Origin of the sequence: Cytobacillus firmus, from assembly GCF_023715565.1 — a bacterium.
In the GTDB taxonomy this organism is placed as follows: domain Bacteria; phylum Bacillota; class Bacilli; order Bacillales; family Cytobacillaceae; genus Cytobacillus; species Cytobacillus firmus_C.
On sequence record NZ_JAMBOJ010000040.1, the window covers coordinates 36,626 to 43,955 of the forward strand.

Annotated in this window: 4 protein-coding genes; 2 read left to right on the plus strand and 2 right to left on the minus strand. The window is 40.8% G+C overall.

Features of this window, described 5'->3' with window-relative positions:
- Positions 1–136 precede the first annotated feature (136 nt).
- Complete coding sequence (locus M3205_RS16265; protein WP_251170884.1) at positions 137–3,058, plus strand: EAL domain-containing protein; 2,922 nt, start codon at positions 137–139, stop codon at positions 3,056–3,058.
- A gap of 49 nt (positions 3,059–3,107) precedes the next feature.
- Here the strand turns inward: M3205_RS16265 and M3205_RS16270 are convergent, their stop codons facing one another.
- Positions 3,108–3,671, minus strand: a complete 564-nt coding sequence (locus M3205_RS16270) for a DUF2777 domain-containing protein (RefSeq protein ID WP_251170885.1) — start codon at positions 3,669–3,671, stop codon at positions 3,108–3,110.
- A gap of 157 nt (positions 3,672–3,828) precedes the next feature.
- On the opposite strand from M3205_RS16270, the gene asnB reads away from it, so the two are divergent.
- Positions 3,829–5,676, plus strand: a complete 1,848-nt coding sequence (gene asnB, locus M3205_RS16275; RefSeq protein ID WP_251170886.1) for an asparagine synthase (glutamine-hydrolyzing) — start codon at positions 3,829–3,831, stop codon at positions 5,674–5,676.
- Between the two features lie 35 nt (positions 5,677–5,711).
- Here the strand turns inward: asnB and M3205_RS16280 are convergent, their stop codons facing one another.
- A complete protein-coding gene (locus tag M3205_RS16280) occupies positions 5,712–7,061 on the minus strand; it encodes an MATE family efflux transporter (protein WP_251170887.1) in 1,350 nt (449 codons plus the stop codon).
- Positions 7,062–7,330: the final 269 nt, after the last annotated feature.

Below are 7,330 nucleotides of genomic sequence, written 5' to 3' on the forward strand. Positions count from 1 at the left end.
ATGACTTCACTAAGTATGGTAATTTAAAGCTATAGCAAACTATAGGATAAAAATTTGAATCTGCAGTCTCAGCTGTACAAGGGAGTAATCCTATCAGCGGCGGGTCTAATGATCTTACTATGATGGTGGGTTTTTTATGGCACAGACGTTTACATGTTTATATAAGAATATTAGCGAGCTTAATAGTTTTATAGACTTGAATGAATTGACTGAATATCCGAATTTGCTTGTGCAGGTCTTTACAGGGACTCCTGAAAACCTATTTATCGCAGAAATTCAAAAGGAACTGAAAAATAAGCTTCCACTTGCACATATAGCAGGCTGTTCAACTTCCGGTGAAATTCATGAAGGGCGCATTACGGAAAAACAAACAATCATTTGCTTTACTATTTTCGAAAAAACCGAATTAAAATCACTCCTGTTTAACAGGAGTGATTTTAAAGACAGTTATGAAATGGGCAAGGCCCTGGCACGGGAACTTGCTATCTTTAATACTGAAGCTGTAATTATCTTTCCTGCAGGATTTGATGTTGATTCCACTGACCTCCTGGAAGGGATAAATGAAACCCACCCAAACATGGTGATTTCCGGCGGCCTTGCCGGAGATGATGGTTTATTCCAGAAGGGTTTTTCTTTTACTCAAGAAGGAATCACCAGCGATGGGCTTGCGGCAGTTGCCCTTCAAAGCGGCAATTTGTCAGTAAGACATTTTGAAAATTATCAGTGGCAGGAGATTGGAAAAAGCTTTACTGTCACAAAGGCAGAAGGATCTATCATCTACTCCCTGGACGATATGAGGCCTTTAACTATTTTAAAGCGCTATTTGGGAGAGGCTTTTATTAAGGAACTGCCCAAATCAGGTACTGAATTCCCGTTCCTTTTACAGTACCGTGGAGAAAAAGTATCTGTTTTTATTATAAAATTACTTGAAAATGGTGCAATTAAAGTAAACAGAAGGGTTGAGGCAGGCGACACACTTACGTTTGCTTATGCCAATCTGGAGGACATTATTGACCGGTCTTTAAAAGAATTAAAACAGCTTGACAAGGATTCTCCTGAAAGCATATTTATATACAGTTGCATGGCCAGGAAGCAATTTGCAAGGGACTTTACGGAAAAAGAACTGGCAATGTTCCAAAAAATAGCTCCGTCTAACGGCTTTTTCTCTTATGGAGAAATATCCTGCCGTAAAGGCGGAGATCCGAAGATGGTCGGACATTCTCTTACATATCTTGCTTTATCAGAAAATAGTGCTGAATCAAAGAAGGAACAGCAGAATGAATTTGTTTATGAAAAACCCGTACAATTTAATACGATTACTTCATTAACTCACTTAATGCATGCTTCTCAGGATGATATTAAATCATTAAACAGCAGTCTTAAAATGTCAGAACAATATTATAAATCTCTATTTGACAATAATGCAGACTTTGTTTATTCAACTGATCTGAGGGGGAATTTCACAAGTGTCAACCCTGCATTTGAGAAAACCTTCGGGTACAGCCGGAAAGAAATAATCGGGAAAACAGCTCTTTCCTATGTGAGCGATATGGATGTACAAAGGGTCCGAATGCACTTTTATCGGGCTTTAAGGGGAAAGGAGCAATATTATAATGTATATATTGATTCAAAAACCGGCGAGAAGAATCTCTTTCAGCTGAAAAATATTCCGATTACGGTTTATGGGGAATGTGTAGGCATTTATGGAATCGGCAGAAATATTACTGAACAGAAAAAAATTGAAGAGAAGATAACAGAACTGGCTTTTTTTGACCGGGATACAGGGCTGCCAAACAGAATGAAGTTTACAGAACAATTGGAAATGCAATTAAAGAGAGCCAGGAAGAAACAGAAGAAAATTGCCGTTCTTTCTATTGATATTGACCGGTTTAAAATCATAAATGACAGTCTTGGGCACTTTGCAGGGGATATGGTGTTAAAGGAAATTTCCGAAAGAATTGAGAGGGTTTTGCCTTCAGGTTCTTATTTGGGAAGATTCAGTGGGGATAAGTTTACCCTGGTACTATCGAGGGAAGCAACCATAGAAAAAGTTATGAAAGCCTCCAAAAAGATATTAGATGAAATATCCCATCCTTTATTTCAGTCGGATCAGGAGTTTATTGTTACTGCGAGTATTGGTGTAAGCCTATATCCGGACGATGGATCTGATGAGCACATACTGCTGAAAAATGCTGATATTGCCACAAACCGCTCCAAGCTGCAGGGAGGAAACCGGGTCACGTTTTTCTCGATGGAAATGAATCAGCAGGCAATGGACAGACTTGAGCTTGAAAGCTACTTAAGAAAAGCATTGCAGAAAAATGAGTTTTATTTATGCTACCAGCCATTAATCGACCTTGAAACAGGCAATTTATATGGAAGCGAAGCCCTGATCCGCTGGAATCATCCAAAACTTGGACTTGTTTCACCAGGTGAATTTATTCCTCTTGCAGAAGAAACTGGTCTCATTGGGGATATTGGCGGCTGGGTGTTGAGGTCGGCCTGCCGGCAAAATAGGCGCTGGCAAATGCTCGGCTATGAATCTCTCTCCATTTCCGTGAATGTATCAGCCTATCAATTCCAGCAGCCGGGTTTTCTTCAGGAAGTTAAGTCGGCATTGGAGATTTCAGGTATGGAGCCGAAATATTTAACATTGGAGCTGACTGAAAGCACGATGCTGAGAAATGTAGAGTATAGTATACAAGTTATGAAGTCTCTGCAGGATATCGGCGTCAAGGTATCCATTGATGATTTTGGAACCGGATATTCTTCATTAAGTTATTTAAAGGACCTTCCAATCAATACATTAAAAATCGACCGGTCGTTTATCAATAACCTTCGACTAAATACATCTGATGTGGCCATTGTAAAAGCCATCATCACCATGGGACATGGACTCTCCGTTAAGGTGGTGGCTGAAGGGGTGGAAACACTGGAACAGATTGAGCTTTTAAAGGAATTGAAATGCCATTATGCACAGGGCTTTTATATACATAAGCCGCTTATGACCAAAGATTTTGAGGAAGGTCTATCAAAATACGTTCAAACGCACAGCTAGCGCCATAAAGAAACAGCAGCACTGCCACCAAAGGCAGGCTGCTGTTTCTTTATGATGATATTTTTTCAATTACCATTCTTTTTCCGCTGTTTAAGGTAAATTCAAACCGGTCACTCATTTTTTCATAATAGCAAAAATGATGCTGCACATTGCAAATATGATCCTGGTTATCAAAAACGATGAAGTTAACACCGCTTTTCCTGTCTTTATCATTAAAGAATGCGAGCTGGTTATAGCAATAAATGCAGTCATAGACCGAAAATTGCATGGAATTTAGAGTGGTTACGAACTGGTAGAAGGCGTCATCATTCATTTCCTCCAATAATCTTTCGAGAGAGAAAACCAGATGCTTGCGAATGCGAATCGAATCCTGGTTCTTCAAGTGAAATGTCTCATCATCAAATGCCACCTTGCTATCCTCGAATAAAATGCCTTTTTTCCAGCGTTTAAAGCGGAACACTTCAATTTCCTGATGGAGGAATTCGTCCAGTATGGATGCTTCATCTGTTTCATGGTCAAAAAATACCCATTGATCATTGATATACTCTACAGTGCCTTCTGTAAAAGCACGGGATTGATATTCGATAAGCTTTGTTCGCTGCTGTCTATTCATATAAAACCTCCATTAACTTCCTCAACTTCTTTTTAGACAGTTTTGGCGATTTTTATAACCGCTTGAATGTGGACAATTAACTTTTTTTAAGGCCCAGCATACAATAGCATCATGAAAAATGTGCCCATGCAATTCCGCTTTGAAAGGATGATGTAATGTGTGTGGAATTACCGGCTGGATTGATTTCCAAAAGGATTTGAGAAAAGAATCTGCAGCAGTTGGCAAAATGGCGGATACGCTGGCAAAGCGGGGTCCAGATGAAACAAACATATGGACAGATGTTCATGCTGGATTCGGCCATAAAAGGTTAATCGTTGTAGACCCGGCAGGCGGAAAACAGCCAATGACTAGGGAAAAACATCAAAACCGCTATACGATTTGCTATAATGGAGAGCTTTATAATACGGAAGATCTCCGTAAAGAACTCCTTATAAAAGGATATTCGTTTGAAGGCCATTCTGACACTGAGGTTTTGCTGACTTCTTATATAGAATGGGGAGAAAATTGCCTGCAATATTTGAATGGCATATATGCATTCGCAGTTTGGGATGAAAAGAAAGAGCAATTATTTATTGGCAGGGATCGTTTAGGGGTAAAACCTTTATTTTATAAAGAAACGAAACAGGGCATTTTATTTGGATCTGAATTGAAAGCTATTTTGGCCCATCCTCTTGTGAAGGCAGAAGTCGACAGGGAAGGATTGGCCGAAATCTTTGGACTGGGGCCATCACGTTCCCCAGGTTCAGGTGTTTTTAGAGGCATCGATGAATTAAGGCCAGCTCATGCGCTGATTTTTTCGAGAAGTGGACTAAAAGTATGGCGTTATTGGAATGTGAAAAGTGCTCCACATGAGGATAATGTTGAGGAGACGGCTGATCGAGTCAGGGAACTATTTACGGATGCTGTGACAAGGCAGCTGGTCTCGGATGTTCCGTTATGCACGTTCCTTTCCGGCGGAGTGGATTCCAGTGCGATTACAGCTATTGCTGCAAAAGCTTACGAAAAAGACGGAAAGGGCCAACTGGCCACTTATTCAATAGATTATGAGGGAAATGATGAATTTTTCAAGGCTAATGAGTTTCAGCCTAATTCAGATGGAGCATTTATACAGAAGATGTCCCAGACCTTTAATACGAAGCATAACAGTAGTATAATCACCCAGAAACAGCTTGCAGAGGATTTAATCGAATCAGTACATGTAAGAGATCTTCCCGGTATGGCTGATGTCGATTCCTCCCTGCTATGGTTTTGCAGGGAAATCAAAAAGGATTTTGTTGTCAGTCTGTCAGGGGAATGTGCAGATGAAATATTTGGCGGCTATCCATGGTTCCATAGAAAGCAAGACTTACAGAGGAAAGGATTCCCATGGATGAGGTCACTCGAAGCCAGGCAGGACCTATTGAAAGATAATTGGAGGAAGAAACTTAACCTTCGAGATTACGCTATGGAGAAATATCTTCAGGCAATCGCCGAAACTCCTAAGTTAGAGGGGGAGAACAGGGAAGATGCAAGCAGAAGAGAGCTTTTCTATATTAATATGATTTACTTTATGACGACCTTATTGGATCGTAAAGACAGAATGAGTATGGGGGCCAGCCTTGAAGTACGGGTGCCTTTTGCCGATCATCGGCTTGTAGAGTATGTGTGGAATATTCCGTGGGAGATCAAAATGCATGGAAACCGCGAAAAAGGAATCCTTCGCAAAGCACTTGAAGGCATACTGCCGAATGAAGTGTTATACAGAAAGAAAAGTCCTTATCCTAAGACACATAATCCGGAATATACAGCTACAGTCCAGAAGATGCTAAATGGATACTTGGAGGACCGCTCATCTGCACTGTATGAATTCTTTGACAGCAGCCAGCTGAGGAATATTATTGAGTCGGGAGGTGACTCATTCCGGGAACCATGGTTTGGGCAGCTCATGACTGGTCCCCAGCTGTTAGCACATCTGGCACAGATTCATATATGGTTTAAGGATTATAATATAAATATTGCAGAATAAAAAGAAGCGGCAGCCGTAACTGCCGCTTTTCTTATTTAAACTGCTTTTGAAGACACGAACGACTTATTCATCCAGACTCTGGATCTCCAGCGCCATAACATGAGCATTCCTCTAAGCCATTCATCTGCAATAAAGGCGATCCAAATGCCGGCAAGACCAAGTCCAAAATGAATTCCAAGAACATAGGAAAGGGTAACGCTAACGCCCCACATGGAAAGGATCCCCATATAAACGGGGAACTTTACATCACCGGCTGCACGCAGGGAGTTGATGACGACTAAATTAAACGATCTGCCTGGCTCAAGGAAGATGGTCAACAGAATGAGAATACTGCCAACCTTAATGATATCGGGATTAGAAGTGAATATGCCCATCAATTTTTCTGAGAACAGAGAGAAAAGAACCGCAGTCCCGAATGAAATGATGACGGCTAGGCGCAGGCTTTTCATACATCTTTTATAGGCTGCCTCATAATCCTTTCCGCCTACCATATGGCCTATCAGTATTTGTGTGCCCTGGCTGATGGCGACACTGAAAAGGAATATGAACATCATGATATTCTGCGTATACACCTTTGCAGTTAAAGCCTCTGTTCCGAGAGCAGCGATGAATATCGTAATAATCATTTGCGATCCATTATAGGATAAATGCTCTCCCGCTGAAGGGATCCCGATTTTTAAAAGGTTTTTGATATGTTTCTTTGGAAAGCGGAAAAGTAATCGGAAGGGAAGTGCTTTATCTGTACTTTTAAACAGGACGGCGACAGCAGCTGCCAAACCAATCAATCGGCTGACGACAGTAGAGATGGCCACTCCTTCCACACCCAATACCGGAAAACCGAATGGGCCAAAAATAAATAAGTAATTGCCAATTACATTTAAAATGTTCATGCCGATTGTAATGTACATAACATCTCTTGTAAATCCGTAACTTCTGATGATTGCTCCAATTGTCATAATTAATGCCTGAACAAAGGAAAAGCCGCCAACAATGACTAAGTAGGTGTTTGCCTGGCTCAATAGCTCCTCAGGCAAATCCATCATGCGGAGCAGGGGTTTACCTGAGACGAATAAAATAATACTGAGGAATACCCCAAACACCAGGTTTGCCCCCAGGGAGACAATCGAAATTTCAGCAGCCGTTTGATCATTTTTCGCGCCGAGATTTTGGGCAATTAGGATGGAAGTGCCGGTAGCTACAAATCCAAACATGACGATTACAAGCGAAAGGATCTGATTTGACACCCCGACGGCAGCCACAGACTCATCCGAATATTGTGAAAGCATAAGTGTATCGGCATTCCCCATGAGCATATGAAGCAATATTTCAATGAAAATCGGCCAGGTTAGAGCAAATAACGTCATTTTTTTCTGGTTCTTCGTCATGGTTATTCTCCCTATTTGTAAATGATTTCGGTAAATAGGAGGGACCCACGACAATATATAAACGAAAAAGAAAAGCCTTAAGGTCTTGCCCTAACGGGTTCGGTTCAGAGGGAGAAAACAGTAAATAGTAATACATTTGGATGTTTAAATCGCAAGCGATTTAGAACCTCCTTTTTTATTATTAAATCAATGTTTGTTTCACTTTATTATTACAATCAGCATACCAATTTGCTCACCATTTAGGAGAAGCACATAAATTTATGTGCTAT